This is a genomic window from Flavobacterium sp., from assembly GCF_036515215.1.
Taxonomy (GTDB): Bacteria; Bacteroidota; Bacteroidia; order Flavobacteriales; family Flavobacteriaceae; genus Flavobacterium.
The window spans coordinates 1-25,182 of the sequence record NZ_DATBVQ010000012.1 but is presented as its reverse complement, the minus strand read 5'-3'; the positions used below and the strand labels follow the sequence as shown (position 1 = coordinate 25,182).

24 protein-coding genes and 1 other RNA gene are annotated in these 25,182 nt (G+C 37.1%); 17 read left to right on the top strand and 8 right to left on the bottom strand.

What is annotated here, in order from left to right:
* Positions 1-971 (bottom strand): NAD(P)-dependent oxidoreductase (locus VIH09_RS01025; protein ID WP_331576969.1); only part of this gene is annotated, 971 nt, incomplete at its 3' end.
* Positions 972-1,217: 246 nt separating this feature from the next.
* Here VIH09_RS01025 and VIH09_RS01020 point away from each other — a divergent pair.
* The 13 genes from VIH09_RS01020 to VIH09_RS00960 all read left to right on the top strand — a co-directional run bounded on the left by VIH09_RS01020 (position 1,218) and on the right by VIH09_RS00960 (position 13,607).
* On the top strand, positions 1,218-2,402 hold the full coding sequence (locus VIH09_RS01020) for a serine hydrolase domain-containing protein (RefSeq protein WP_331576967.1): 1,185 nt from the start codon (positions 1,218-1,220) through the stop codon (positions 2,400-2,402).
* A gap of 105 nt (positions 2,403-2,507) precedes the next feature.
* Positions 2,508-2,904, top strand: a transfer-messenger RNA (tmRNA) gene (gene ssrA, locus VIH09_RS01015).
* A gap of 674 nt (positions 2,905-3,578) precedes the next feature.
* Positions 3,579-3,725 (top strand): rhodanese-like domain-containing protein, encoded by a 147-nt coding sequence (locus VIH09_RS01010; protein ID WP_331576965.1) that lies wholly within the window; start codon positions 3,579-3,581, stop codon positions 3,723-3,725.
* On the top strand, positions 3,722-4,333 hold the full coding sequence (locus tag VIH09_RS01005; RefSeq protein WP_331576963.1) for a TIGR04282 family arsenosugar biosynthesis glycosyltransferase: 612 nt from the start codon (positions 3,722-3,724) through the stop codon (positions 4,331-4,333). The genes VIH09_RS01010 and VIH09_RS01005 overlap by 4 nt, the downstream gene beginning before the upstream one ends.
* Entirely contained in the window at positions 4,333-5,205 is an 873-nt protein-coding gene (locus VIH09_RS01000) for a sterol desaturase family protein (protein ID WP_331576961.1), read from the top strand. The genes VIH09_RS01005 and VIH09_RS01000 overlap by 1 nt, the downstream gene beginning before the upstream one ends.
* 262 nt (positions 5,206-5,467) lie before the next feature.
* Positions 5,468-6,223, top strand: coding sequence for a hypothetical protein (locus tag VIH09_RS00995; protein WP_331576959.1), 756 nt, complete (start codon positions 5,468-5,470; stop codon positions 6,221-6,223).
* Positions 6,224-6,317: 94 nt separating this feature from the next.
* Positions 6,318-7,619: an NAD(P)/FAD-dependent oxidoreductase gene (locus VIH09_RS00990; RefSeq protein ID WP_331576957.1), complete on the top strand. Its 1,302-nt coding sequence runs from the start codon at positions 6,318-6,320 to the stop codon at positions 7,617-7,619.
* Entirely contained in the window at positions 7,616-9,211 is a 1,596-nt protein-coding gene (locus VIH09_RS00985) for a 4Fe-4S binding protein (RefSeq protein WP_331576955.1), read from the top strand. Before VIH09_RS00990 ends, VIH09_RS00985 begins: the two co-directional genes overlap by 4 nt.
* On the top strand, positions 9,212-9,901 hold the full coding sequence (locus VIH09_RS00980) for a glycosyltransferase family 2 protein (protein WP_331576953.1): 690 nt from the start codon (positions 9,212-9,214) through the stop codon (positions 9,899-9,901). It abuts the gene before it with no gap.
* Position 9,902: 1 nt separating this feature from the next.
* Positions 9,903-11,375, top strand: coding sequence for a cellulose synthase family protein (locus VIH09_RS00975; RefSeq protein WP_331576951.1), 1,473 nt, complete (start codon positions 9,903-9,905; stop codon positions 11,373-11,375).
* Positions 11,372-12,718 (top strand): mannosyltransferase, encoded by a 1,347-nt coding sequence (locus VIH09_RS00970; protein ID WP_331576949.1) that lies wholly within the window; start codon positions 11,372-11,374, stop codon positions 12,716-12,718. The genes VIH09_RS00975 and VIH09_RS00970 overlap by 4 nt, the downstream gene beginning before the upstream one ends.
* A 20-nt stretch (positions 12,719-12,738) precedes the next feature.
* Positions 12,739-13,320 carry a sigma-70 family RNA polymerase sigma factor gene (locus tag VIH09_RS00965; protein WP_331576948.1) on the top strand — a complete coding sequence of 194 codons (582 nt, stop codon included), beginning with the start codon at positions 12,739-12,741 and terminating at the stop codon, positions 13,318-13,320.
* A gap of 20 nt (positions 13,321-13,340) precedes the next feature.
* Positions 13,341-13,607 carry a hypothetical protein gene (locus VIH09_RS00960; protein ID WP_331576946.1) on the top strand — a complete coding sequence of 89 codons (267 nt, stop codon included), beginning with the start codon at positions 13,341-13,343 and terminating at the stop codon, positions 13,605-13,607.
* A gap of 152 nt (positions 13,608-13,759) precedes the next feature.
* On the opposite strand, the gene VIH09_RS00955 is transcribed toward VIH09_RS00960, so the two are convergent.
* The 3 genes from VIH09_RS00955 to VIH09_RS00945 all read right to left on the bottom strand — a co-directional run bounded on the left by VIH09_RS00955 (position 13,760) and on the right by VIH09_RS00945 (position 15,822).
* Positions 13,760-14,155 (bottom strand): hypothetical protein, encoded by a 396-nt coding sequence (locus tag VIH09_RS00955; protein WP_331576944.1) that lies wholly within the window; start codon positions 14,153-14,155, stop codon positions 13,760-13,762.
* Positions 14,156-14,479: 324 nt separating this feature from the next.
* Positions 14,480-15,385 (bottom strand): tetratricopeptide repeat protein, encoded by a 906-nt coding sequence (locus VIH09_RS00950; RefSeq protein ID WP_331576942.1) that lies wholly within the window; start codon positions 15,383-15,385, stop codon positions 14,480-14,482.
* 278 nt (positions 15,386-15,663) lie between these two features.
* Positions 15,664-15,822 carry a hypothetical protein gene (locus VIH09_RS00945; RefSeq protein WP_331576940.1) on the bottom strand — a complete coding sequence of 53 codons (159 nt, stop codon included), beginning with the start codon at positions 15,820-15,822 and terminating at the stop codon, positions 15,664-15,666.
* 129 nt (positions 15,823-15,951) lie between these two features.
* On the opposite strand from VIH09_RS00945, the gene VIH09_RS00940 reads away from it, so the two are divergent.
* On the top strand, positions 15,952-16,797 hold the full coding sequence (locus VIH09_RS00940; RefSeq protein WP_331576938.1) for a DMT family transporter: 846 nt from the start codon (positions 15,952-15,954) through the stop codon (positions 16,795-16,797).
* Between the two features lie 387 nt (positions 16,798-17,184).
* On the opposite strand, the gene VIH09_RS00935 is transcribed toward VIH09_RS00940, so the two are convergent.
* Both VIH09_RS00935 and VIH09_RS00930 read right to left on the bottom strand, forming a co-directional pair.
* Positions 17,185-18,768 (bottom strand): GMC oxidoreductase, encoded by a 1,584-nt coding sequence (locus VIH09_RS00935; RefSeq protein ID WP_331576971.1) that lies wholly within the window; start codon positions 18,766-18,768, stop codon positions 17,185-17,187.
* Positions 18,769-18,915: 147 nt separating this feature from the next.
* Positions 18,916-19,638: a hypothetical protein gene (locus VIH09_RS00930; RefSeq protein WP_331576936.1), complete on the bottom strand. Its 723-nt coding sequence runs from the start codon at positions 19,636-19,638 to the stop codon at positions 18,916-18,918.
* Positions 19,639-19,846: 208 nt separating this feature from the next.
* Between VIH09_RS00930 and VIH09_RS00925 the strand changes: the two genes are divergently transcribed.
* The gene (locus tag VIH09_RS00925; RefSeq protein WP_331576934.1) at positions 19,847-20,758 is read left to right on the top strand and encodes a DUF6268 family outer membrane beta-barrel protein; all 912 of its coding nucleotides are present in this window, start codon (positions 19,847-19,849) and stop codon (positions 20,756-20,758) included.
* A gap of 99 nt (positions 20,759-20,857) precedes the next feature.
* Here VIH09_RS00925 and VIH09_RS00920 read toward each other — a convergent pair whose 3' ends face one another.
* The gene (locus VIH09_RS00920; RefSeq protein ID WP_331576932.1) at positions 20,858-22,438 is read right to left on the bottom strand and encodes an NADP-dependent glyceraldehyde-3-phosphate dehydrogenase; all 1,581 of its coding nucleotides are present in this window, start codon (positions 22,436-22,438) and stop codon (positions 20,858-20,860) included.
* 58 nt (positions 22,439-22,496) lie between these two features.
* Positions 22,497-22,808, bottom strand: a complete 312-nt coding sequence (locus VIH09_RS00915; RefSeq protein ID WP_331576931.1) for a rhodanese-like domain-containing protein — start codon at positions 22,806-22,808, stop codon at positions 22,497-22,499.
* A gap of 333 nt (positions 22,809-23,141) precedes the next feature.
* Here VIH09_RS00915 and VIH09_RS00910 point away from each other — a divergent pair, with 333 nt between their 5' ends.
* Positions 23,142-23,777: a Crp/Fnr family transcriptional regulator gene (locus tag VIH09_RS00910; protein ID WP_331576930.1), complete on the top strand. Its 636-nt coding sequence runs from the start codon at positions 23,142-23,144 to the stop codon at positions 23,775-23,777.
* 506 nt (positions 23,778-24,283) lie between these two features.
* Positions 24,284-25,182 (top strand): FAD/NAD(P)-binding oxidoreductase (locus VIH09_RS00905; protein WP_331576927.1); only part of this gene is annotated, 899 nt, incomplete at its 3' end.

Below are 25,182 nucleotides of genomic sequence, written 5' to 3'. Positions count from 1 at the left end.
TTATCTTCCGATGGCAAATAACCATAAAAGGGATTTGCGATCGTCGAAGCTCTGAGCGTGCAGGCAATCGGACCTTTAATATCGCAGGAAACGTCGCCAACGATTTTTATATTGCAATCTTTGGCCTGTAGCATCTCCCTGCTCATAATCATCGGCGCATCGTTGCTATAAAAATGTCCCGTTATCAGGATATCGGACACTTTAGTGAAGCGTTCAAAATTAGAGACATATTCTTTTGGATTTTGGTAAAAATCTTTGCAATCTAAGACCCTCCCATCAATGCGTTTGTTGTAATCCAGTACGTCAATCTGGGTATAAACGGCTTGGGCATATTTCTTAGTCAAGAAATTATCGACCGAGACTTCGGTTATTTTAATGGCGTCCAGAATTTCCTTTATTCCGCTACCTACCTTTCCGGTTCCGGTAATCACGAATTTAATCGGAGGAAAAACGATACGTTTTAATTGCGAAATCAGTTCATCTCTCCCTGAAAGGGTTTCGGCTTTTGGCAGTTTGAACAATTCAAATTTGGTTCCGAAAGCGCGTATTGTATTGTAAGCCCCAACAATTCCGGCATACCTGCCAAAACCAATTAGTCTTCGCCCATTTGCGTCGACAATGGTTTCGTGATCGTACAAACTAATGTTTCTTTCGAGAATGGCTTTCAGCAGTTCCCTGTTATAGGGCTGCTTTTTTATCGTGTGCGAAAAAAAGAAATAAGACTTGTTTGGAATCAAATTTTCCACGGGAACTTCTTTCACCCCAAATAAAACATCGCAGTCGCTGATATCTTCTGCAATCTCGATTCCCGCCTTGCCGTATTGCTCGTCCGTGAAAATTCTGATGTCAGAACTTTCAACTTTTATGACAGTTTCCGGATAGCGTTGCTTTAATTCAACTAACGCATTGGGTGAGAAAACTACTCTTCTGTCCGGCGGACTCTTTCTTTCTTTTAAAATTCCGAATTTCATATCTTAAGTAATACTTATGTTTTTATTATAACTTTATTGTGTCGTATTGTTACAAATATAACAATATAAACTGGATTAAATTTCTATTTATAAAAAATTTTAAACTCCAAAAACTATTAAAAGCTGATGCCCAAAATGATAGAAACATTTGATTCCGCAGCCTTTAATAAAATACTGTTAAGGTTTAAAAAAAACACCTGACAAAAGAGTTTGATTCTATATATTTGCTCATCTAGAGCCACAAAAATGAATTTTATAAAAAAAGCAAATATACTACAAATACTCGCGATGTCATTGGTTTTGGGCTCTTGCAAACAAAAGAATGCCCCAGAGGCGGTTTCCCTCAAAAAGGAAGCCATTGAGGAAGCCGTTGTCATAAAACCGGGTCCAAAACTTACCGAAGAGTACATTGACGCCAAAAAAAAATCAATAGCCTATTTTTACGATAAGAACTGGACTCGAAAAAGTGCCAATGGCGGATTTCTGGTGGCACAAAACGGACAGATTATTTTCGAAAAATACGATGGCTACGCCAACTATAAAGCAAAATCCCAGATGAAGAGTACCACTCCGCTTCACATAGCGTCGGTGAGTAAGGTGATTACCGCCACGGCGGTGCTAAAGTTAGTCAGTGCCAAGAAACTGTATTTGGAGCAAAAAGTGAATACCATTTTGAAAGAATTTCCGTATCCGGACGTAACCATAAGAACCTTATTGAACCATAGAACCGGCATGCGTAATTATGCCTATTTTACCGAAAAAAAAGGCATTTGGGACAGGCACAAGATCTTAAGCAATCAGGACATCCTGACCATTATGGCCACTAAGGGTATTGATTTGGAATTCAAAACGAACACCCGGTTCAGTTACTGCAATACTAATTATGCCATATTGGCACTAGTGATAGAGAAGATTACCGGTATGTCTTACAAGGATGCCATGGAAAAAATCATTTTCAAGCCATTGGGGATGAAAAACACCTATGTGTTCGACTATGAGAAAGACAAGAAGACCGCAACACCGTCCTACAGGGGCAATTTTTCACTGGTCAATATGGATTACTTGGACGCCATCTATGGGGATAAGAACATCTATTCGACACCTAGGGATTTATTGAAGTTTGATGATGGCCGTAATTCGCCTAATTTCCTGGACCCAAAATTGTTGAAGCAAGCCCATATCGGCTATAGCAATGAGCACAAGGGAACAAAAAATTATGGTCTTGGAATACGCATGGTAAACTGGGACTCTGGAAAGAATTTTTATTTTCATAATGGTTGGTGGCATGGAAATACCTCAGCCTATATTACTATGCCTGACGAGAGAGTTACCATAATCGCGTTGTCAAACAGGATGGACCGAAGAACCTACAAAGTAAAAAATTTGGCAAGGTTGTTTGGTGAATATCCGTTCAAATTGGCTGATGAATAAAAAAAGGAATGATTTTTGGAGATATATTGCCAATGCAAATAGGGCTATTTCCGTTAAAAAGAAATACCTTTGCAGACTCAAATTAATCCTTTGAACGATAATAAAGGGGTCGACTGGTTTTGACAGCAAGTCGAATTGAAAAGTAAGCACGTGGAGAACTGGGACAATTCTCGTTAATAAAAGGTTCCAAAACACATACACGGCGAAGGAAACTACGCTCTTGCTGCATAATCTGAATCATAGTAAGATTAGCCTAGTTCCTATTAGATAGGAAAGCAGGATTTACCTCGAAAGCTTTGGTTTATAGCGGTCGATAAAGGTGAATCGTAAATTTAAACCTAGATTTCCATAAGCTTCGGGTGGACTTCGAAATAAAGAAGATAAGTATTGAGTGGCTGTTTCTGGCCTTGCTCACTATCGAAAACTCAATCAGGAAATAAACGTGTAGAAAGCCTTTTAGTTGCTTGTTTGGACCCGAGTTCGATTCTCGGCGACTCCACTAGACGGGATGATTGTAAAATCATCCCGTTTTTTTTCATAAATAAGACGCTCTTTCTCCCTCATCAACAAAGAGTTATGAGTATAAACACCCCTCATTGTGGGTGTTCAATAGATACACTCTTGATAGTATTAATTGTTATCGAACAGCATGCTTATAAATTCTCTTTTTAGGATGATTTAGTATAGACAGAAGCTGTGTTGGTAAGTAAATCCGTTTTTCTTTGCAAGATATTGCATACGCCCCCCATCTTTCCAAAGGAAAACATTTGTAGCAGATTATCAATTTTGTCCAGTTAGCTCAAATGCCACAAAATCAGGAATGTTTAATATATTTGCTTGAATTACAGTTTTATATTGATCAAATTGATAATGGCAGCAAATCAACAGCATTAGTGTACCCTACTTTTTTACCAGCGATTGCGGACACTTGGAGTGAATTTAATAAAGTGTTTAACTGGAATGTGCAAAAGGAACACAAACAGAAAACTTGGTTTTAAGAAATTTACAATCTGATGTCAGGAAATAAGCCTTGGCACGCCTAAATAGTGTAATTCTAAAAAATGTCAATGAAAATGCTTTTATATTTAAGCTGTTTCCTTTTTTCTATAATGGTGTCTGCGCAAAGTAGCATTCCACAAGTGTTGAAAAAACTAAGGAACAGTTCCATACATTAAAGTGGAGGAAATAAAAAAAAATACTGTTTTCCTTGATGCTCGTGAACTGAAAGAATTCAATGTGAGTCATGTTGAAAATGCCATAAATGTTGGATTTGAAAACAAAGATATGGAGCATTTATCTAAAAAATGGGACAAAAGTATATGAAAAATAACGCATTATTAATTTTTACCCGAAATCCGGAATTGGGAAAAGTAAAAACCCGATTAGCCAAAACTATTGGTGATGAAAAAGCATTGGAAATTTACAAGGATTTGCTCCTTCATACAATGAAAGTAACTAAAAATTTAGATTGCGACAAATTTGTCTTTTACGATAAAACGATAGAAAACAATGACTCATGGACCGGCATTTTATATAAAAAAAGAATTCAATCGGGAGCTGATTTAGGAGCTCGAATGCAAGATGCTTTTCAGCAATTATTTGAATTGGGGTATCAGAATTGCATCATCGTTGGGAGCGACCTGTTCGATTTACAGGAATATCACATCAATAAAGCCTTCAATAAATTAAAGTTTAATGATGCTGTGATTGGTCCGGCAGAAGATGGTGGTTATTACCTTTTAGGATTAAAAAAAGTGATTCCTTCTCTTTTTTTAAACAAAAACTGGGGAACTGCTGCTGTTCTACCGGATACTTTGAAAGATTTAGCAAATTACAAAATTGAATTTACAGAAACCTTAAATGATATTGATACCTTCGAAGATTTAGAAAAAAGCAGCTATTATAAAACCTTAAAAATGCAACTGAGATAATGGATAAATACATCGATATTATTTTAAATTCTTACGGCGGTTATTTCAATTACTTGAAAAATGAAATTATTTTTCCCAATTGGAATAATTATTTTTACGGATTATTAGTCATTTCTTTGGTCGTTTGGCTGTTAGAAATTGTTTTTCCTTGGCGAAAGAATCAACCCATTTTTAGAAAGGATTTCTGGCTGGATTTGTTCTATTTGTACTTCAATTTTTTCCTGCTAAATCTGGTCCTCCTCATTGCTTTATCTAATGTAACGCAACAGGCTATAAATGATTTTGCAGCTGTTTTCGGTTTACAACTAACGTCGATCAAGCTGTTTTCTATTTCAGAATTGCCAAAACCAGTCTCCTTATCACTGTTCTTTTTGATAGCCGATTTTATTCAATGGAATACGCACCGATTATTGCACAGTATCCCTTTTTTATGGAAAATACATAAAACACACCATTCCATAAAAGAAATGGGGTTTACGGCACATTTTCGCTACAACTGGATGGAACCCATTATTTATAAAACAATTCTTTACATTCCAATTATTTTAATTGGTGGTTTTGATCTTCAGGATGTATTTATAGTTCATTTTGTCTCTATTGCGATTGGACATTTGAACCACGCTAATTTGGGTTGGGATTACGGTTACTTAAAATATATTTTCAACAACCCAAAAATGCACATTTGGCATCACAGTAAAGAAATGCCAAACAGATACGGAGTGAATTTCGGAATTTCATTAAGCCTTTGGGATTATCTCTTCAAAACCAATTATATTCCAACCGATGGCAGAGATATTGAACTTGGTTTTGAGGATGAAAATCAATTTCCTGGTTCATTCCTCCAACAAGAACTGTATCCTTTCAAAAAATAATATGTCAGGTTTAGCGATAAAATCCGACTGTTTGATAAACAATTTTAAATTAGTGTAAAATGAAATCGAAGACTCACAAAAACAAGGAAAAAACGATACTAAATAGCGGTAAAAACACCTTTTGATCCTTTTGATGCTTCCTTTGATTTCTTGTACCAAATCGACTAAAGATTTCAAGAAAAAAGGTTCCGTAATTGATTTTTTTGAATGTAAATTTTCATCAAATTGAACATTAATAGAACTAAATACTAAAGAGAATACAATGAAAAAATTACTCGCTACTGTCCTACTGTCCGCAGTTGCTTTTGTGGGCTGCAAATCAACAACTGAAAAAGAAGATTTTACGGAAAAAATCGAACTGGCGCATCAAAAGCAGCGATTCCTTTCAAAGGAAGCCATTCAATTCAATATCAAATTAGAATTTGGAGGAAAAGAAAGACTAAATGCTAAAATGACCGTGCTCACGAATTCAACCAAGGGCGTATTAGAATTTAAAAACAAATCGAAAATCATTTTTGACCAAGATAAAGTTTTCTATTCAGCTGCTATTCCTAACGAGGAATCCGTTCGTTTTGATGCCTTTACCTGGGAGTACTTTTTTCTTTTCCCTTTTAAACTTAGCGATCCCGGTACAAAATGGAATCCTTATGAAAATATAGAAAGTGATAATAATGATTATACGACTCAAAAATTAACTTTTGAATCTGGAACTGGTGACGCACCAGATGATTGGTATGTTGTTTATGCTAAAAAATCTGATAATCTAATTGAAAAAGCAGCTTACATTGTTACCGTAAAAGGAAATAAAGAAGAAGCCGAAAAGAACCCTCATGCCATCCAATATTTAGAGTATACCGATGTAGACGGTGTTCCAATTGCTACAAAATGGTTGTTTTGGGAATGGAAAAACGGAGAAGGCCTTACGAAAAAAATTGGAAAGGCAACCTTATCTGATATCCAATTCGTTTCAGTTGACAATGACACTTTTAGACCGGATGCTGGTTTTAAAACTAAATGAGAATATTTCGTAGTGATCGTCAATCGCTTATTATTTTAACTCAGCAGTCAGGTTTTCTTTTTTTTCGACTACACTGGCACCAAATTACATTCGTATGGAAAACATAGTCATCATTGGTAACGGAATTTCAGGTACTACGCTTGCACGCCACATCCGCAAAAAATCGAATTCGAAAATCATCATCATTTCTTCGGAAGCTGAATTTTTCTTCTCCAGAACTGCTTTGATGTATGTTTTTATGGGACATATGAAATTTGAACATACGCAACCCTATGAAAACGATTTTTGGAAGAAAAACAATATCGAATTAATTCACAAAAGTGTAACTGAAGTTTTCCCAAAAGAAAGAGCACTATTGCTGTCCGACAATTCAACCATTAGGTTTGATAAATTAGTGATTGCAACAGGTTCAAAACCTAATAAATTTGATTGGCCTGGTCAGGACTTAAATGGAGTTACCGGTTTGTATAGCAAACAAGATTTAGACCATTTAGAAAAATGGGCTCCAACAACTGAAAGAGCCGTTATTATTGGTGGCGGCTTAATTGGAATTGAACTGGCCGAAATGCTTCGTTCACGTAACATCGAAGTTACTTTTTTAGTTAGAGAAAATAGTTTTTGGAATGGTATTTTACCTGAAGGAGAAAGTCAAATGATTAATCGTCATATTTTAGAACATCATATAGATTTACGTTTAAATACTAACTTGACAGCAATACTTTCTGATGAAAATGGTAATGCAAAAGCCATAGTAACCGACAAAAACGAAACCATTGCATGTCAAATCGTAGGTCTAACAGCCGGTGTTTCTCCAAATATCGATTTTCTCAAAAATTCTGGAATTGAATTAGGTCGTGGCGTAAAAGTCAATCGCTTTTTAGAAACCAATATCAAAGACATTTTCGCCATTGGTGATTGTGCAGAACAACACGAAGGCATTGGCTTACGACGCCCAATTGAAGCGGTTTGGTATACAGGCAGGATGATGGGGGAAGCACTCGCTCAAACACTGACCGGAAATCCAACACAATACAATCCTGGCCATTGGTTCAACTCCGCTAAATTCTTGGACATCGAATACCAAACCTACGGTTGGGTCTGGGCAAAACCGAAAGACTACGAAGCGCAATTTTATTGGGAACATCAGTCGGGTAAAAAAGCCATTCGCATTTCGTTTCACAAGGAAACAAGGGTATTTTTAGGCATTAATACTTTTGGAATCCGAATGCGCCACGAGTTTTTTGACAAAATACTTACGGATAATCAAACCGTAGATTATGTCATTCATCATTTGGCGCAAGCCAATTTCGATCCGGAATTTTTTACGGCTCACGAAAAAGAAATTCAAGAACAATTTATAACCCAATTCGCAGGGTTCCAAAAAATACGATCATGAGCAAATCAATAAAAAATATTTCTATTGCATCACATCAAAATAATGGTCTAAGCAGCGTTCAAAAGCTAGGTTTAGCATTGGGGTTTATCGGGCTTTTTATTTTGTTGCTCGCTTTATTCAATGTTGCGTTTCCCAACAAAACACTTTGGCTGAGCATTTCAATAGTGGCCATTTTGGGTGGCATTGTTTTTTATGCCAACGCTACCTATTTAAATAGACCAGAAGGCATCAGTAACAATGGACTTTTTCATCAATCGTTGACTAACAGAGGAACAATTGCTTGGGTTATTGGTATTGTATTGACTTTGTTTTATGTCGTTCTATATTGGTTTCCAAAATATTTAGGGCTTGGAGAGGATGGCGCTACTAACTCTGGAATTATTGCTTTTTTTGACCCTTTGAGCTTGTTTTTGAACGGAAAACCAGCCAGCCAGTGGTTTGTGTACGGAACATTGTACACTATGGCCATCCTGGGCCTTGGGTACAAATTCATTCTGAAATACCGCCACAATAAATATCAATTGGTACGAACCATATCGGTGATGTTCTTTCAATTGGGTTTTGCGTTTCTTATTCCCGAAATTCTTGAAAAACTGAATCCAGACAAAGCTTATTTTGCCAAAGACCTTAAAAACATGTGGCCCCTGAACTATTATTTCTTCAATGAATGGCATTTAAAAAACATGCTTGAAGGTGGCAACTTGGGAATGTTTATGCTGGTATTTGGGATTGCAATGATATTCATCATTTCACCAATTTTGACCTATTTCTATGGCAAACGCTGGTATTGCTCTTGGGTTTGCGGATGCGGCGGATTGGCTGAAACCGCTGGCGATAGTTTCCGTCATTTGTCTAATTCCACACAAAAAGTTTGGAAATTAGAGCGTTGGATGATCCACTCGGTTTTAGTGTTTTCATTCGTGATGACCATCGCCGTGCTATTTACATTTTTGTCTAATAATCCAGAAATGAGCTTTATCACTAAAGACCAATTCATATATGGCATTGTGGCTTTTTTAATAGTATTTACGGGAGTTTTATATGTTTTCAAACGCAACGATTTAGATGCTGATGCTAAATTTACGATGCTTTCCTTGGTTTCAATAATCGTTATTTCAATCCTGATTAATTTCTTTTCGGGAAATCAAAATATCCTTTTTATCGACAGTAATTCACTTCGTGAATGGTATGGTTTTGCCATTGGTGCCGCTTTCAGTGGTTTCATTGGTGTGGGTTTTTATCCATTATTGGGAAACCGGGTTTGGTGTCGTTTTGGTTGTCCAATGGCGGCAATTCTAGGATTGCAACAACGTTTGTTCTCTAAATTCCGAATTACGACCAATGGTGGCCAATGTATTTCCTGCGGCAATTGCACCACACATTGCGAAATGGGAATAGATGTTCGCAGTTATGCTCAAAAAGGCGAAAATATAGTTCGCTCTTCTTGCGTGGGTTGTGGTATTTGTTCAGCTGTTTGCCCTCGTGGCGTTTTGAAATTAGAAAATGACACTCCTGCCGGAAGAATAAACTCGAATGAAATTTTATTGGGGAATGATGTGAATTTGATGGAATTATTAAATAATAAAAAGTAAATGGCAATTATTAAAGTAATCATTCCCGCTTATAATGAAGAAAAAGCGATTGGGCATGTAATAGCGGCAATTCCTAAGATTGTTAATGAAATAATTGTTATCAGCAACAATTCTACCGATAACACAAAAGCAATCGCAATAAATGCCGGAGCGACAGTACTTTCTGAAAATAAGATGGGTTATGGTTATGCTTGCCTCAAAGGATTAGGACATATTGCTTCACAAGAAATAAAACCTGACATAATCGTCTTTCTTGATGGCGATTATTCTGATTTTCCGGAAGAATTAACGCAATTGGTCACTCCTATTATCGATGAAAACATTGATTTTGTAATTGGCTCCAGAGTTTCTACTCTTCGAGAAAAAGGCTCCATGACACCGCAGCAAGTTTTTGGAAATTGGCTGGCCTGCTTCTTGATGAATCTGTTTTTTGACGCAAAATTCACTGATTTGGGCCCTTTTAGGGCCATAAAATATCAAACTCTTTTGGATCTACAAATGCAAGACAAAACGTACGGCTGGACAGTTGAAATGCAATTGAAAATTCTAAAACAGAATTTTACCTATGTCGAAATTCCCGTTCGTTACAAAAATAGAATCGGCGTTTCAAAAGTTTCAGGAACATTAAAAGGAACTATAATGGCCGGAATAAAAATAATAAGTTGGATTTTTAAATATACTTTTAAATAAAATGTTGCTACTTTCTTACCTAATTCTCTTCGTATTCAGCTTCGCCATTCTGGTCATTTTTGTCTACGGATTAGCGCAATTAAACTTACTCATCAATTATTTAAAAAGTAAAAAACAAATTGACCATTCTGAAAAATTTGATTTTACAAATCCCTCCGAAATTCCGTTTGTGACCATCCAATTACCCATTTTTAATGAGAAATATGTGGTGGAACGATTGCTCAACGCCATTGCAAAACTGGAGTATCCAAATGAAAAACTGGAAATTCAGGTCCTCGATGACAGCAACGATGATAGTGCTGGTATAACAAAACAAATAGTTGCGGAGCTGTCCCAAAACGGCTTAAATATAAAGTACCTCAGTCGAGCCGGTCGAACTGGCTTTAAAGCCGGGGCCTTAAAAGAAGGCTTAGTCCTTGCAAAAGGGGCGTTTATTGCTATTTTTGATGCCGATTTCGTGCCGCAAAAAGACTGGCTTCTGCAGACTATCCCCTATTTTAAGGATAAAAAAATTGGCGTGGTGCAAACCCGTTGGGGACATTTGAATAGAGATTACTCTTTATTAACAAAAATACAAGCATTTGCCCTTGATGCTCATTTTACATTGGAACAAGTCGGACGCAATTCACAAACCCATTTTATCAACTTTAACGGAACGGCTGGAGTTTGGCGAAAAGAATGCATTATCGATGCCGGAAATTGGGAAAGTGATACGCTAACTGAAGATTTGGATTTAAGTTACCGCGCCCAATTAAAAAAATGGAAATTCAAGTATTTAGAACATATCGTAACGCCTGCTGAACTACCGGCAATCATAAGTGCCGCGCGTTCGCAACAATTCCGATGGAACAAAGGGGGCGCAGAAAATCTCAGGAAAATGTTTTTTAGAATCCTAAAAGCCAAGACAATGACTCGAAAAAACAAGATCCACGGTATTTTGCATCTTATGAATAGTTCGTTATTCCTTGCTGTTTTTATCATGGCTTTATTGAGCGTTCCCGTCTTATACATCAAATCGAACTATGCAGCGCTTCAAACTTTTTTTGATGCCATGTTGTTTTTTTTCATTACAACCGTAATTTTTTTCTTCTACTATTGGATAGCGTTCAAAAACACACAAGGAAATGATTTTTTTAAATTTACTAAGTCCTTTCTAACTTTTTATGTCATTGCCTTGGGCTTTTCGTTTAATAATACGATAGCCGTTTTAGAAGGCTTATGGGGCAAAAAAACTGACTTTATCAGAACTCCAAAACTAAATATCGAGGATCAAAAAGACCATTGGAAAGAAAATAAATACATTACGAAAAAAATCTCCAAAAAAGTAATCGCCGAAGGAATTTTGTCCGGCTATTTTCTATTCGGGATTTATAGTAGTTTTACGCTCAACGATTACAGTTTATTGCTATTGCATTTGATGCTTTTTTGTGGCTTCGGCTTTGTATTCCTAAAATCTATTGCTGATTCCAGATGAGTTTCACCCTTTCAAATACTACAAAAGCCTCTTTTTTTCTAATCGTCAGCATTCTGGTTTATGGCTATATTGCTTATGGACTGCAGCGAACCGAGTTTGTTTCTTTAGCTATTTCGTACAGTTTTTTATTTCTTTTGGCGTACCAAATTACCCAATTGCAAAAGAATAATTTGCCTTTTCTAATTGGCGCTGCATTGCTGCTCCGATTGACTTTTATTGTGGCTTTGCCCAATTTATCACAGGACTACTTCCGATTTATTTGGGACGGAAGGTTGATTTTGGAAGGATTGAATCCGTACTTGCATTTGCCCAAAGATTTGATTTTGAACCCAAAATTTACACTCGCCCAAGCGCAAGAGTTAATCAACGGCATGGGGAATTTAAGTGCTTCCCATTACTCCAATTATCCACCTTCCAATCAGTTACTATTTACAGTTGCAGGATTTTTGAGTAAGCATTCCATTATGGGTGCGGCCATTATTTTCAGAATAATAATTATTGCTGCCGATTTTGGCACACTTTATTTTGGAAGCAAATTAATGGAACGATTAGGATTAGAGAAACACCGCATTTTTTGGTATCTGCTCAATCCATTGGTAATTATTGAACTTACTGGGAACCTTCATTTTGAGGGCGTAATGGGTTTCTTTTTTGTTTGGAGCATGTACTTGCTGCATCAAAATAAGTTAAAAACAGCGGCCTTGTTATTAGCCATCTCCATTTCAACCAAATTGCTGCCTTTATTGTTGTTGCCGCTGTTTTTCCAGAAACTGGGTTGGAAAAAAAGTGCTTTATTTTACGGAATTGTTATTGGGATAAATGTATTCCTGTTCTTGCCTTTCTTATCTCCCGAACTCATCGAAAATTATTCCAAAACTATTGGTTTGTGGTTTACTAATTTTGAGTTCAATGCCAGTATTTATTATCTTATTAGAGAAATTGGCTTTTGGATTACAGGATATAATGTGATACAAATAACAGGCAGAATTATGCCGGTACTAATCATTGCTTGCATTATTCTTCAAGCACTTAAAGGGAATAACAAGACCGCGCTAGATTTGTTCCAAAGTTTTCTACTCGTTTTAAGTGTCTATTTTTTTACTTCCACAACCGTTCATCCATGGTATGTTATTAACCTTGTTTTGATGACTATTTTCACAAAATTCAAGTATCCAATAGTTTGGAGTTTGACGGCCATTTTAAGTTACAGCGCCTACTCAAATCCAGTATTCAAAGAGAACTTTTGGTTAATTGGTTTTGAATATGCTGTTGTACTTCTCTTCCTGCTATTTGAAAACAAGCCATTTTTGTGGTCTAAAAAAAAGGTATCTTTGGAATTATAAAAAAACGGCAACAACTATTTATGGAAGTTATCAATGAAAATTCTAAAACCGTTCTCGAAAAATGGGTCCATCAATTTGGAGACGAACTTTTTTCATGGGCATTATACAAAACCTCTTCAAAGGAAACTGCCGAAGATTTGGTACAGGAAACTTTTTTGGCCGCGTTCCATAAACTGGATACTTTTCAAGGGAAAAGCCAGCCTAAAACCTGGTTGTTCGCCATTCTAAACCATAAAGTGATCGACTATTATCGATTGAGTGCAAAAACCACGAAACAAACATTCCATTTAACCGAAAATAGCGGCTATGAACTTTCCGATGGATTATTCGACGAAACCGAAAACTGGAAGAGAAACGAAATCAATCCTGTATGGGATCAGGAAGAAGAGTTACTGGACAATCCTGAATTCAATAATGTGATGCAAGACTGCATGGAAGATTTGCCTCAAAAATGGAAATATGCCGTAACTTCCAAATACTTAACCGATAAAAATGCGGACGAAATTTGTCAGGAATTAGAAATAACCGTGTCTAATTATTGGCAGATTGTTCATAGAGCTAAACTACTCTTGAAAAAATGTTTAGAAATGAAATGGGTATAGTTATTTTAATACAAACACCAATGCGAAAAATAATGAATATGATGGTAAACTCTTGTAAGAAAACAACAGAGTTGATAGACAAACAGCTATTTACGCCATTAACCGCAAAAGAAAAAATGCAATTACAAGTTCACAAAACGATGTGCAAAACATGTGGTGCCTACGAACACCAATCCAAAATAATTGATAGTATCATTGGTAAATGGTTTACCGTTAGTTCAAAAGTAAACGTAAAATTACCAGAAGATAAAAAAATAAAAATTATTGACGAAATAAAAAAAGCATGATTTCTTTTGTTTTTCATGTCTTGAAATAAGAAATCGGTTATTGTTTTGCACGTATTATTTAACGTTGAAAGTCATTCCTGCAGGAAATTAAATAATCCAAAAAGTGTTTCGGCTTTTGAATTTACCCCCATCTCCTATTTTGACGTCACTGTTTATACTATGTCATCCATTAAAACTCCATTTTGAAAATCCAGAAACAATTCTTGTTCCTCTTCTGATTTATATCCGTTTTCGCTAGCTCCGGATAGTTCCGCTTGTAAGACCTTGATTTCTCCAGAAAACCAATCAGCAAAAACCTCTTTCTTCTCCGGAAATAGGTCTTCAACACCCACTTTCTTCCCCTCTTCTGTGGAAGCGATCAATTCAATAAGGTAAAGCTTCTCACCTTTTAGCTTCCATGTCCCATAATACCCTCTCCAACAATTTGAGGAATGCACATGAAATGCCGGCTCATCTTTCATGTTCAGTAAATACTGTTCTAACGGCTCTTCGGACATTTCATACCGCTCATTTTTATATATTAGTTGTTCTTTTGCTTGCATTGTCATAGCTTTATTTTTTATTTCCACGGTCATTTACGATTCTAAAAACAACGAATAAAATGCGCATTAATAGATGTATAGTACTTAAGCACAAACATCGAGCATTAATTTTTAGCTACATTACGGTTTTCCGTAAAGGGGTCTAATTTTATCGCCAACGTGTACGAAATCGAATTTCACCTTGGATCATAGATAACTTTTAAAATGCGCAGTGCTTGATGCCTTTAATCAAAAAAAATCGCAACCACTTATATGAGCGATTACGATTTTCGTTGTCTTTTTCGTGATTTTACAAGTAAAATCCGATGAAAATTACTTCTTACGATCCATTCATTTGCATTTTATCTTTACCTTATCGAAAGCGCTGTACCCCAATTCACTCGCTTTATTCAAATCGATACAGCCGCTATCATTTTGACCCAATTTGATTTTAGTGTTTCCTCTGTTGTAATAAGCATAACTATCAGTGGGATCTATCGAAATTGCTTTAGTAAAATCTGCTATTGCCCCAACATAATCCTTTAATTCACCTCTGGCAATACCTTTATTCAGATATGCATCAGCAATGGTTGGGTCAATTTCGATAACTCTTGTGAAGTCCGCAATGGCACCTGCATAATCGTGTATGCTATTTTTAGCATTAGCTCTCTTGTAATAGGCGTCAACATATCCGGGATTAATTTCAATCGACTTTGTATAGTCAGCGGATGCTCCGTCGTAATCGTGCAATTCCCCCTTGGTAAACCCTCGTTGAAAATAGGCATCACTGTAATATGGGTCTATTTCAATGGCTTTACTGTAGTCTGCCAATGCGCCTTTGTGGTCCAGTAATTTACTTTTCATATTACCACTGTTGAAAAACGAAACAGCTTTGGCGGCATCGAATGCAATGGTATTCACATTGTTCGCCATTGCTTGATTTCTATTTAGAAACTTTTTCCTAACGACACCTCCATCATAATGTTTGTCGACATAATCGGGATCAATTTCAATTGCTTTATTGTAATCTGCCAATGCCCCACTTTTGTCGTTTAATTCCCCTTTGGTAAACCCCCGCTGGAAGTAAGCGTCACTATAATTGGGATTCAATTCTATAGCTTTAGTATAATCAGCCAGAGCGCCATTGTGGTCATTTGATTTGCTTTTCTTATTTGCACTACTGAAAAATTCTTCCGCAGTTTGGCAATGAGAACTAATGCCAAAAAACAGGAAGAACAGAATAATCATTTTTTGCATTTTATTATCTTTTAAATTAATTGTAAAGTGGTATTGAAGTTTAGCTTTTATTTTTGTGTTAGCCAAAAGATGGGCAATCCTTTTCATGCTGGCATACAATAAATTCGTGACTTCTTTTAATCAATAAAATAAAAATTACAAAATTCGCTTATTTTGAAATGTTTTTTTATGTGAGGCTAACATATGAATTATTTCTTAAAAAATTGTTAACTAGATCACTATTTTGCGCAATAAGAAATGATTAGACGCTAGATAGGAGTCCGACAGCTGTTGCTACATTAGTTTTTTAGTAACTCATCTAATTTTGGCCTAAACGAATCACTATTCCAATCTGCAGGGCCAATCTTAGCCGCCACCACATTTTTATGTTGATCGATCAGGTAGGTTATGGGTATTGTTGAAGATTCCATTTCTACGGTTGGATTGGAAGAAGGCATTCGCTTTTCTGAAAGGGTCAATTGTCACAATAACGGTTTTTTATTAATGCTCCTTTAATCATTTATTACGAACTCAATTCACAGTTCTATAAATTATGTATTTTTACCAACCAATATCCGAATAATCACGTGAAAAACAAACTACTCAATATCCCTCCAGTACCCGCTGTCCTCTTTGCAATCATTAGTGTACAGTCTGGCGCAGCCATAGCAAAAGGGCTATTTCCGGCTATAGGTGCCGCCGGGACCGCATCTTTGCGAATTGGCATTTCTGCAGTAATATTACTAGCCGTTTACAGGCCAAATCTGCTCAAGATCGCCGTTCCGCAATGGAAATTTGTTATTCCCTACGGCTTGTCTTTGGGTGCGATGAATCTGATTTTTTACCTTGCAATAGAGCGTATACCCCTTGGATTAGCCGTTACCCTCGAATTTATAGGTCCTCTGTTAGTGGCGGTTTGGGGCTCAAAACGATTGATAGATTTTGTTTGGATACTTCTTGCAGCGGCAGGCATTGTTCTGATTGCTCCGTGGTCAAATAATGGAATAGATATTTTAGGTATGCTGCTGGCTCTTTTGGCCGGTGGCTTTTGGGCTGCCTATATCGTGTTGGGAGGAAAAATATCAAAAATAATGAAAGGTGGGGATGCCGTCGCAACCGGAATGCTCTTTGCCACTATTTTGATTGTGCCCATTGGAATTCTGGGAAACGGACTCGATAGTCTAACGCCCACCTACTTTTCGCTGGGAATCGCTCTTGCTCTTTTGTCAAGTGCCATTCCTTTTACACTGGAAATGAAAGCTCTTGGACAGCTTCCCGCCCGCACATTCAGCATTCTAATGAGTTTGGAACCGGCAGCCGCTTCTGTTTGTGCACTTATATTTCTGCAGGAGTACCTTACTTTCAATGAGATTCTTGCCGTTATTTTAGTGGTGATCGCGTCGGCGGGATCTACGATGACTTCTAAGGCATAACCAAATCTATTGTGTCGGAAATCAATTTTCACAAAACGACAATTTTAGTTTAAATGGTAAAATTTATTGATCAAATAACGCAGCAGCAGGAATAATAAACCGGCTACGACTGCAAACGAAAGTGCAAAACTAATCAGATTGACCACAATGTTGGGAATAAACTTCAATCTCGGATGGCTATAATAAGGCTCCCGATGCAGTCTTTCGTAAATGCCTTGCTTTGCTATTTTGAGTTTCTTTTTGATAATTCAGTAATTTAAAAGAGGACCAAAAATCATGAGAGTTCGATGGCTTTTCATTTCCCGTTTTGACTACCCTAAATTAAGCAATTAATTTAATATAAGTGAGATCTGGAAATAAGAAACAATCAATATAAATTATTCACCATTAATTATTCCAAAACTTATCCTCATTAAATGGGATTTGTGCCATGGCTCTTTCTGCAATTGCCGTAATGGAAAGCGAAGGATTTACCCCCGGATTTGCAGATATCATGGCACCGTCAATAACTAGCATGTTTTTATATCCGAACACCTCATTGTTCTTGTTTATTACCCCCTGCGAAGAGTCTTTACCCATTACGGCCCCTCCTAATACATGAGCGGTCGAGGGAATCCCCGCAATAGATTCGAGCACGAATGAAGTAGGCTGGCCTCCGATTATTTCACTGTATTTTTTAGTGAGCGCAATTGATGCAGGGATATCGGCTGTAGGTTTAACACCCGAGCTTACGGAGGAAGACATGCCGCCGAAAATATTGGTCTTGAATTTCAAAGTGCTGTCTATCGATTGCATGAATAAAAGAACCGTCGTGCTTTTTGACCAACTGTTCACAAAATAGATCTTGAAGTAACTCAGAGGAAATTTAACCGCTTGTTTAGTCATATTGGCAAGACGTGTCACTATATCCTTCCCGTTAGAAAGGGGCAAATGAAGCAACTTCCAAAAACCGGAACCTTCGCCGTAACGTACCATTTCTAAATGGCTGTTTTCATCTGTGTGCAACAGACTACCTATAGCAACTCCCTTTGATAGATTTTTACTTTTATCCAATGTGGAGACACTAATTAGCGTTTCATTATTTGTTCGAATGTTATCGCCTAATGCATCGGATAACAATGGCAGAGACTTCTCTTTGAGTTTGAGCAACAGTTTTACCGTTCCCAATACTCCGCCAGAGAATATGACCCCTTTGGTCGTGAATTCTTTTTTGTTTTTGAAAAAGGAGGTGCTGGACTTCACACTTACCGTATACCCCGTCATTCCCGCATTTTTATCGATAGCTTTCACGTCAAACACTTCATTTTCGGCAAGGATTTCTGCGCCCTTTTTTTGAGCCAAATATAGGTAGTTTTTGTCCAATGTGTTTTTGGCATTATGCCTGCAACCTGTCATGCAGGCTCCACAAAAAACACATCCCGCGCGATCAGGACCATTGCCGCCAAAATAAGGGTCTTTTACGTTTTGCCCTTCCTTTCCGAAGAAGACGGCAACATCGGGGTGTTCAAATTGGTCTTCTCGCCTCAGCTCTTTTGCCAATTCCTTAAGGGCAATATCGCTATCAAATAATTTCGGGTTTCTTGAAGCGCCCAACATCTTAAGCGCTGTTTGGTAAAATGGTTTAAGTTCCGTCTCCCAATCTTCGAGTTCGCTCCAGCTCCCAGATTTGTAAAAATTAGTTTTAGGAATGGGTAAAGTATTGGCGTAGACTAAAGAACCACCGCCAACACCCGTTCCTGATATCACGACAATATGCTTGAAAATGCTCATTTTCATGATGCCAAAAAAACGAAGATAAGGCATCCATAGCCATTTGCCGAGGTTCCAGTTGGTCTTGGCAAAATCTTTGGCAGTATACCATTTCCCTTTTTCAATCACAAGCACCTTGTATCCTTTTTCAGAAAGCCTCAAGGCACTAACGGAACCGCCAAATCCACTCCCAATTATTATGTAGTCAAAATCGTGTAGCATTACTTTCATTTCTATATCGAAAAGTAAACAAATTAATTGAATATGATATGCGTACACAATAAAATTTGACACCATTGCTTCGCTCGCAAAAAAAAAGACCATCCTACATTAAAATAAGCTGGTCTTTTCATAAGGTAATTATACGATTTACATATTCTCCAATTTATAGTAGAACATTTTCGGACTGCCTTCAACACCCGCTTCGGTCATCAATTTTTTCTTTGCTTCAGAGTTGATCGCTGCTTTCGCTTTTTCCATATCAGAAATGGCAAATACCAGAGTCACCATATTAGGATCATCGATGCTTCGCGCCATTCCGCGGTCAATAAGGCCCTCTTCCATTCTTTTGGCCACTCCTTCGGCATCGTAGACTTTGAGCCAGGCGTCAAAATCCTTCACACGGTGTGTCACCATTATGCGGTCTTTAAGGTTGATTTTAGAGTCATCATTTCGAATTACCTCGTAATAAGCGAATTCAGGGCTACCAATCACTCCCGCTTTTTTCATGGCTTCTTTCAGGCTCGGCATTGCGCTAAACTCTTTGGCTTTGGTCACATCATTCATTTTGTCTATGACGATGACGGTATTGCGATCATCCATTCCCCTCCCAATAACGTAATGGCTTATGCCATACGCTTGCCTTACCGAGTCGTGCGCATCGTATCCTTTTCTCCATTTATCGTAATCAGCTACTTTATGCTTAATCACTATTACTTTAAAAGGCTCAAACGCAGCAACCTCAGCGACTGTATCCATAGGCATTCCTTCCTCGGTCTCCATTTTCTCCGTTTTATTCTTTTTACATGATAAAAAAGCAACGGTAAAAACTAATAACAAAACTGGCACTAAAAATTTTTTAACGTTTTTCATACTATTATTATTTATGTTATTTTTTATTGTGTAAATATACTGATAATTAAGCAATTACGTTTTATTTTCGCTTCAAAATTGAACAAACCGCAATCAAAACTTCCTTCAATCTATGCTTTCCCATTTTCTAATCAACAATAGTGTTATATTCGCTTAATAATAGAGCAATTGACATTAATATGTAGGGGTAATCAAAATAATATCTAGAATGAAAAAAAGAATAGTACAATTGTTATTTTTATTACTGCCTTTTTTATGTAATTCTCAAGAATACATCGACCTATTTTCTGTAAATTATGGAAAATCGGAAAAAACCACTTTTGAAGATTCATCAGTTAATACCAACATATCCACATTTCAAACAAATCTTATTTTACCTGTTGTTTTAAATGAAAAATACACGGTTATCTCGGGAATAAATTTCAGCAGTTATAGTTTGCAATTGTTTCCTGATTCCAATAATGATCATTTATATTCAGCAAATTTAAGAGCTGGTCTAGCAGTAAAACATTCCGAACACTGGAGCGGAGTATATCTTTTTCTGCCAAAAGTCGCATCCGATTATATCAATCTGAGCATTGAAGATATATACCTGGGCGGATTGGCTGTATTAAAATATAAAAGAGACGAAAACTTTGGTTATAGCATTGGACTTTATGGCAGTAGCGAAGCTTATGGTATGTCTATGGTTCCAATTATTGGGCTTTATTATCACAGTCCGAATAAACGTTTCGAGATGAATTTCTTTATGCCAAACGATGCCGATATCAACTATAGTTTGACTGATAAAACAAGAATAGGAGTTGATTTTTTGGGTCATGGAAACAGTTACAAACTGACAACGGATAATGTCCGTTCCAATTATGTGGAAAATAATTCGATAGATTTTTCCTCTTACGTGCAACGAAGCGTTTTCGACAAAAAAATTCTTCTACGTCTAAAAGTGGGCTATTCTTTAAACCAGTTTAGAGTATATCCTATAGATCAAAAACTTGATTTACAAATCCTGGCGTTAAAATTTGGTGACAACCGTACCCGATTGTTCGAAGACAAATCAAATACCATTCTTTTAAAAATGGAGGCTATTTATCGTTTTGACCTGAGTAAGGTTAAAAAATAAGCAGTTCTTCTTTATTTTTTTGTCAACAATTTAAACAGGATCCGAATAAAAAAAGCCGTCTGGCAAATACGAGACGGCTTTTTTTAATATAAACTTCAATTATAAAATATAATCGGTATTAATGAAATTTGATTCTTTGCTGTTTAGCAACTCTTGTAAAATGGCATTGTTGTAGTCATTGTCTTTAGAAGCAACGAAGGTTCTGATAGAGAACGAGCGCAACGCATCGTGAATACTCAATGTTCCCACTGCGGAATCTTTTCTTCCGGTAAACGGGAAAACATCCGGTCCTCTTTGGCAAGAACTATTCAAGTTTACCCTGCAAACAAGATTCACTAACGTATCAATAAGCGGTGCTATTGTTTTGATGTCCTTTCCAAATAAACTTACCTGTTGCCCATAATTGGATTCAGCCATATCATTCAATGGTTCTTGAATATCTTTGAAAGAAAGAATCGGAACCACTGGACCAAACTGTTCTTCATGATACAAACGCATTTCTTTATTTATTGGAAACAAAACAGCTGGGAAAATATAATTATCAGAATGTTGCCCACCTTTCTCGTTGATGACTTTAGCTCCCTTACTTACGGCATCGTCAATTAATTCCTGTATGTAAGCCGGCTTGTCTTTTTCTGGCAATGGAGTCAGAAACACTGATTTGTCCCATGGATTTCCAAAAGTCAGCGCATCTACTTTAGCGGCAAAACGCTTGTTGAATTCATCAGCTATTGACTCATGTACATACAACACTTTCAAGGCGGTACAACGTTGTCCATTAAATGATAATGATCCTGCTATACATTCTTGGATAGCCAGATCTAAATCGGCATCCGCAAGGATTATCGCAGGATTTTTCGCCTCTAAACCTAATACCAAACGCAATCTATTTTTATTTGGATGTTGATCTTGCAAAGCAATAGCTGATTTACTGTTTCCAATCAATGCCAATATATCGACCATTCCAGACTTCATCATCGGTGCTGCCACTTCACGGCCTCTACCATACACGATATTGATAGCTCCGGCGGGGAAACTGTTTCTGAATGCTTCCAACAAAGGAGAAATCAACAAAACTCCATGTTTAGCCGGTTTGAAAATTACGGGATTCCCCATAATAAGCGCGGGAATAAGCAACGAAAAAGTTTCGTTTAATGGGTAATTGTAAGGTCCAAGACATAATACAACACCAAGTGGCCCTCTTCGGATCATGGCATTAACGCCTTGCACTTTAGAAAAATGAGCACTTTTAGCATTTAATGCTTTGTAATCTTCAATAGTATCGTTGATATAATCAACCGTTCTGTCAAATTCTTTTTCGGAATCCCCTAATGACTTCCCTATTTCCCACATCAAAAGCTTCACGACCTCTGCTCTGGTAGTTTTCATTTGGCTGACAAAGTTTTCCATGCAACTAATGCGATCCACCACTTTCATGGTTGGCCATAATCCTTGCCCTTTATTGTATGCAGCCGATGCTGCTTCAACAGCTTCCATAGCTTCAGCTTCGCCTAATGATGGAATAGAACCCAAGATTGTAGGCGCATATTCTTCAGTAGATGAAATGGTTGAAAAAACTGGAGTTGTTTGCCCAGTCCATTTTTTTAACTCCCCATTTACTAAATAGGTATCTTGATTTAATAATGTCTTAATCTGAAATTCTTCCGGTATTGTATTCATGTGGTTTTTTGGTTTTTTGGTTCAAATAAAAAATAGGAATTCGCTTCCTACTTTTGTTTTATGGAGAAACGATGTCTCCGTTCCATGCCAAGATTCCTCCTGACAAGTTATAGGCATTTTCAATACCCAACTCATTCATAATTTCGCAGGCTTTAGAACTTCTGGCGCCAGAACGGCAATACACGTAATAGTTTTTGCTCTTATCCAACGCATCAATTGCGGAGACAAAAACTTGCCCCTGATGGATGTCTATATTTATAGCATTGGCGATAATCCCGTCATTATATTCGTCTTCCGTTCTTACGTCGAGTATTACTGCATTTGCGTCTGCTTCAAGCTGAGTGATCCAATCTTCTTGTGTTAAATTCATTTTGCTGTTTTTTGTAAAAATACGATGTTTTTATAAAACAACAATCCGCGCTTTTGTGAATTGAGGATTATTTCGAAGAAAACGTTTTCGTGAATACTTAAAAATCAACAAACTACGAGTTATGCTCTTAAATCGATAAAAAACAGCCCACTAAATCCATAGGGAATAAGGTAAAAACATCTTACGGTTGAATGTCTTCGGAATATAGTATTCTATCCTTTATCCCTTCCAATTTCTTGGCATTTTAGCGTACTTTTACAATACCGAACTTAGATTCCTTAAAACAGGAACAGCTTTTACACAACGATAAAACACTATTTAAAACACATAATAATGCAGGATTCTGACGATTTAAAAAAAATATTCCCCGCGTTTTCGGACGACCTTATACATGAAATTGAAACTAATGCTATTAGACAATCATATAAAGCCGGGGATGTTATTATGCGTACAGGTCAGTATATCAACAACACCATTTTGATATTAAAAGGCCAAATTAAGATCTACCGTGAGGGGGAAAATGGCGGTGAATTTTTAATGTATTATCTGCAGCCGGGCCAAGCCTGTGCCGTTTCGATGATATGCGCAACAAAGAGTCAGACAAGCCAGATTATGGCCAAGGCGGTTGAGGATGTTGATTTAATAATGATTCCCCTTACCTTGATGGAAAAATGGATGATGGAGTACCGCAGCTGGTATGAATTTGTCATTTTTACCTACCGCACTCGATTTGAAGAGGTTTTGGAAGTCATTGACAATATTGCGTTCAGGGCTATGGATGAACGTTTGGAATTTTATCTAAAACGTCATTCGGAGGCCTGCGGTTGCAAAGACTTAAAGTTGTCCCATCAGGAAATCGCAACGGAGCTGAACACCTCTAGGGAGGTTATTTCCCGTTTGCTAAAAAAGATGGAACAACGCGGAATGGTAAAATTGCACCGCAATCAAATTGAACTTTTGACGAAATAATGAGCTAAGTCGTTAAATGTAACTGTTTGCAACTTAAAGGCAAACAGCCTTTGTCCTAGTGCTTTTGTCTGGAATATTTTTTGTGAATTTGATAGCGCCAAGAATTTATTGATTCTGCTCGTTTTTGCTTTTCCTTAGATTGCGGCGTGCATATCAATGATAAAAAATCAAGCCAACTAACCTATACTTATCTTGACAGGCTTTTTAGGGGGCTTACCAAGGAAAGATACCGTTGGCCCCCCCATTTTTCATCCTAGCATGTAAATTCCCCTATAGTTTTTAGTGCGGACTTCTGCGACACCAATGCCGGGATTGTTTACAGGAAATAAACTATCCAGGAAGACAGACCTGGCATAATTAAAATCCAGTTTTGGTTGGTTTGTATTCGTAATTGCGTTTATATTATTGTAAAGGAAACTATATTTAAACAAATCAGTCATGTGACATAAGTCACTGAATTTCAGCGAATAATTTCGTACCATTGTACAAACTATAATTTCCCAATCATGAAAGAACATTTTCAAATATTAATAATTGGTGGCGGTAACGCCGGACTTTCCGTTGCTTCCCAATTACTTCGTAAAAAAAGCAAACTAAACATTGGAATCATTGAACCCTCAGAAAAACATTACTACCAACCCGCTTGGACATTAGTGGGAGCAGGCATTTATGATATTCAAAAAACGGTTCGCCCAGAAAAAGACTATATTCCAAAAAACAGCACTTGGATTATTGATGCAGTGACTCAATTTATGCCTTACGAAAACAAAGTCCTTTGCAAGAGCGGTAAAGAAATAAGCTATGACTATTTGGTTGTGAATCCTGGAATTCAATTGGACTGGGATAAAATAAAAGGGCTCAAAGATACCTTAGGCAAAAATAACGTGAGTAGCAATTACTCGTTTGAATTTGCCCCTAAAACTTGGGAATTTATAGAAAATTTCAAAGGAGGCACTGCTGTATTCACAAATCCATCCACACCCATAAAATGCGGTGGAGCACCCCATAAAATAATGTATTTGGCATGCGATTACTGGCGAAAAAAAGGGATTTTGGACCAATGTGATGTTCATTACATATCTGGGGGAGCAAGTATTTTTGGCGTTCCGGAATACGCTAAAACTTTAGTCGAGACTTTGAAAAAATACAAAATACATACTCATTTTAGCTCAAATGTTACCGCCATTTATGGTGACACGAAAACAATTGAGTATGAAACGAAAGAATCTGACGAAAGTTTAAAACAAAATTTATCCGCTCTCGATGCTTCATGTTATACTATAACTCCTAAGGATGAAAATTCCGAAACCAAAAAAGTAAGCCTGAAATTTGACCTTTGCCATGCCGTTCCGCCACAATCGGCGCCAGATTTCATAAAGGAAAGCCCGCTTGCCGACCCAAAAAA

Bases quoted from the DNA above. Each gene is read 5' to 3' on its own strand.
- VIH09_RS01020 (WP_331576967.1), top strand. From the start codon at position 1,218: ATGAATTTTATAAAAAAAGCAAATATACTACAAATACTCGCGATGTCA.
- VIH09_RS01005 (WP_331576963.1), top strand. From the start codon at position 3,722: ATGAAAAATAACGCATTATTAATTTTTACCCGAAATCCGGAATTGGGA.
- VIH09_RS01000 (WP_331576961.1), top strand. From the start codon at position 4,333: ATGGATAAATACATCGATATTATTTTAAATTCTTACGGCGGTTATTTC.
- VIH09_RS00995 (WP_331576959.1), top strand. From the start codon at position 5,468: ATGAAAAAATTACTCGCTACTGTCCTACTGTCCGCAGTTGCTTTTGTG.
- VIH09_RS00990 (WP_331576957.1), top strand. From the start codon at position 6,318: ATGGAAAACATAGTCATCATTGGTAACGGAATTTCAGGTACTACGCTT.
- VIH09_RS00985 (WP_331576955.1), top strand. From the start codon at position 7,616: ATGAGCAAATCAATAAAAAATATTTCTATTGCATCACATCAAAATAAT.
- VIH09_RS00980 (WP_331576953.1), top strand. From the start codon at position 9,212: ATGGCAATTATTAAAGTAATCATTCCCGCTTATAATGAAGAAAAAGCG.
- VIH09_RS00975 (WP_331576951.1), top strand. From the start codon at position 9,903: ATGTTGCTACTTTCTTACCTAATTCTCTTCGTATTCAGCTTCGCCATT.
- VIH09_RS00970 (WP_331576949.1), top strand. From the start codon at position 11,372: ATGAGTTTCACCCTTTCAAATACTACAAAAGCCTCTTTTTTTCTAATC.
- VIH09_RS00965 (WP_331576948.1), top strand. From the start codon at position 12,739: ATGGAAGTTATCAATGAAAATTCTAAAACCGTTCTCGAAAAATGGGTC.
- VIH09_RS00960 (WP_331576946.1), top strand. From the start codon at position 13,341: ATGCGAAAAATAATGAATATGATGGTAAACTCTTGTAAGAAAACAACA.
- VIH09_RS00955 (WP_331576944.1), bottom strand. From the start codon at position 14,155: ATGACAATGCAAGCAAAAGAACAACTAATATATAAAAATGAGCGGTAT.
- VIH09_RS00950 (WP_331576942.1), bottom strand. From the start codon at position 15,385: ATGCAAAAAATGATTATTCTGTTCTTCCTGTTTTTTGGCATTAGTTCT.
- VIH09_RS00945 (WP_331576940.1), bottom strand. From the start codon at position 15,822: ATGCCTTCTTCCAATCCAACCGTAGAAATGGAATCTTCAACAATACCC.
- VIH09_RS00935 (WP_331576971.1), bottom strand. From the start codon at position 18,768: ATGCTACACGATTTTGACTACATAATAATTGGGAGTGGATTTGGCGGT.
- VIH09_RS00930 (WP_331576936.1), bottom strand. From the start codon at position 19,638: ATGAAAAACGTTAAAAAATTTTTAGTGCCAGTTTTGTTATTAGTTTTT.
- VIH09_RS00925 (WP_331576934.1), top strand. From the start codon at position 19,847: ATGAAAAAAAGAATAGTACAATTGTTATTTTTATTACTGCCTTTTTTA.
- VIH09_RS00920 (WP_331576932.1), bottom strand. From the start codon at position 22,438: ATGAATACAATACCGGAAGAATTTCAGATTAAGACATTATTAAATCAA.
- VIH09_RS00915 (WP_331576931.1), bottom strand. From the start codon at position 22,808: ATGAATTTAACACAAGAAGATTGGATCACTCAGCTTGAAGCAGACGCA.
- VIH09_RS00910 (WP_331576930.1), top strand. From the start codon at position 23,142: ATGCAGGATTCTGACGATTTAAAAAAAATATTCCCCGCGTTTTCGGAC.